Origin of the sequence: uncultured Campylobacter sp. (genome assembly GCF_937890585.1) — a bacterium.
Taxonomy (GTDB): Bacteria; Campylobacterota; Campylobacteria; order Campylobacterales; family Campylobacteraceae; genus Campylobacter_A.
Genome location: NZ_CALACG010000389.1, coordinates 1 through 2,455 on the forward strand (window position 1 = coordinate 1; position 2,455 = coordinate 2,455).

A 2,455-nucleotide genomic window follows, 5' to 3' on the forward strand; every position below is an offset into this window, starting at 1 on the left:
AGCAAAAGCTGTGCCAAATTTAAAATTTATTTATCAAAGCTTCGCTCTTTCTAGCTTCTATTTCGTCAAAATTTCGTTATTGTTTAGGGTTTTTATAAAAAGTGGGCGATAAATTTAGCCTTTGCAAGGTCGCAAAGGCATGAAAATTATTTTAAAATTCTAGGCAGCGTGATGCCTTCTTGGGCTTGGTATTTGCCGTTTTTATCAGCATACGTTACCTCGCAAGGCTCATCACCTTCGATAAATAGCACCTGCGCGATCCCCTCATTTGCGTAGATCTTCGCAGGAAGTGGCGTCGTGTTTGAGATCTCTATCGTGATATGCCCCTTAAATCCCGGCTCAAAAGGTGTGACATTTACGATGATGCCGCACCTTGCGTATGTGCTCTTGCCAAGGCATATCGCTAGCACGTTATCAGGCATGTTAAAGTACTCGACCGTGCGTGCTAAGGCAAAAGAATTTGGCGGCACGATGCAGACATCGCCCTTAAAATCAACCACATTTTTCTCATCAAAATTCTTTGGATCAACGACGGTTCCGCCGATGTTTGTGAAAATTTTAAACTCATCGCCCACACGGATATCATAGCCGTAGCTAGAAACGCCGTAGCTAACGACACCGCGCCCCACTTGCTCCTCGGCAAATGGCACGATCATGTTCTTTTCAACCGACATTTTCCTTATCCAAGAGTCTGCTTTTAAACCCATTTTTGCTCCTTTTTTTGGGCGATTATAACGCTTTGCGTCTTTAAAGTAAATTTAATGGCACTTTGCAGTAAAACTAGTATAATTTTGAGAGCGAAATTTCATAAAGGACAAAAATGCAAGAGAGAAACGCCGAAACTTTCACAGGAGAACGCGCGATGTTTGGGGCAAAGGGACTAAATTTTACAAACTGCATCTTTGAAAATGGCGAGTCGCCACTAAAACACAGCTCAAATTTAGAGCTAAATGAGTGCGTTTTTGCCTACAAGTATCCGCTCTGGTATGCAAGCGACATCACGCTAAATGGCGGCTATCTCGAGCCTCTAGCAAGGGCTGGCATGTGGTACAGCAAAAATTTAAGCTTCAAAGACGTGCTCATAAATGCTCCAAAAAGCTTTAGAAAAAGCTCGCAAATTTTACTAGAAAATGTAAATTTCTCTGACGCTAGCGAGACACTTTGGGGATGTTTGGACGTAAAGTTTAAAAACGTCTTTGCAAGAGGCGATTATTTCGCGGCAAATAGTGAAAATTTAGAGGTTGATGGGCTAAATTTAGATGGCAACTACTGCTTTGATGGCTGCGAAAACCTTCGCATCACAAACTCAAAGCTCATATCAAAAGATGCCTTTTGGAACTGCGAAAACGTGCTCGCACAAAACTGCTTCATCTCAGGCGAATACCTAGCCTGGAACGCGAAAAATGTGACGCTCGTAAACTGCAAGGTAAAGAGCTTGCAAGCGCTTTGCTATGTGGAAAATTTGGTCGTAAAAGATTGCATTTTTATGGATACTAGCCTTGCTTTTGAGTATTCAAGCCTCGATGTTAGCACAAAAAGTAGCATAAAAAGTGTGAAAAACCCAAAAAGCGGCGTCATAAGAGCCGGCAAGATAGAGGAGATCATCATAGACGGTAGCTTGGTTGATACGAGCAAGATAGAGATCATCACGGATGAAATTTAGGCAAAATTTAAAGAAATAACATGCAAAATGAAAAATTTAGAGCGAAATTTAGTATAAAAAACGATGCTAAATTTAAAAAGCTACTACGCGAAGTCTCGCGCACCGTCTATAAAAAGAATAAAATTGTATTTTTAATGAGGGCGATCGAGCTGCCATTTGCTGTGCTATGTGGAGTAGCTATGATCACGCTTTTTGACATTACTGGGCACGAGTTAATAGTATATTCTGATATGGACGATGTCTCTACTTTGGCAAGAAATTTAGCCATCATTTTGTGCGTTGGCGTGATCTTGCTTTATATTTACGCGGCTATTATTAAGCCGGTTTTATTTACTAGAGCCATTTACTCAAACATCGATGTTGAGCGCGAGCAGGAGATCGTTATATATGATGATGAGGTCTTGTTTATCACAAAAAATAGCACGGTTCATTTTTCGTTTAGTGCGTTTCTTGGCACTTGTGAAACGGGTGATTTTATAGCTTTGATCTTAAAGGAAGGCTCATTCTTATATATCCCAAAAGAGTCGTTAAATGAAAAAGCACAAGAAATTTTGGAATTTCTAAAAGAAAGGATAGGCTAAATTTTGTAACAAATTTTTAGGCATTATGGATTAAATTTGCTGGCTATGTTCAGAGTAAAATCTATAAAAATATAGAGATAATCACGGATGAAATTTGATTTGTTTTTGAAAAAACATTTGCTACACAACTCAAATTTTTGAAATCAAAATGACTCGTGAATAAAAAATCTTATAAATTTAGTAAAATTTAATAAGCTTTATTGTTAAAAGT

General features: G+C 38.9%; 3 protein-coding genes. 2 read left to right on the forward strand and 1 reads right to left on the reverse strand.

Annotated features, from left to right (window positions below; genetic code table 11):
* Positions 1–146 precede the first annotated feature (146 nt).
* The gene (dcd, locus tag Q0296_RS11420) at positions 147–707 is read right to left on the reverse strand and encodes a dCTP deaminase (RefSeq protein WP_103631099.1); all 561 of its coding nucleotides are present in this window, start codon (positions 705–707) and stop codon (positions 147–149) included.
* A gap of 113 nt (positions 708–820) precedes the next feature.
* Between dcd and Q0296_RS11425 the strand changes: the two genes are divergently transcribed.
* Positions 821–1,663: a DUF3737 family protein gene (locus Q0296_RS11425; protein WP_298040700.1), complete on the forward strand. Its 843-nt coding sequence runs from the start codon at positions 821–823 to the stop codon at positions 1,661–1,663.
* Positions 1,664–1,683: 20 nt separating this feature from the next.
* Positions 1,684–2,244 carry a YcxB family protein gene (locus Q0296_RS11430; RefSeq protein WP_298040701.1) on the forward strand — a complete coding sequence of 187 codons (561 nt, stop codon included), beginning with the start codon at positions 1,684–1,686 and terminating at the stop codon, positions 2,242–2,244.
* Positions 2,245–2,455: the final 211 nt, after the last annotated feature.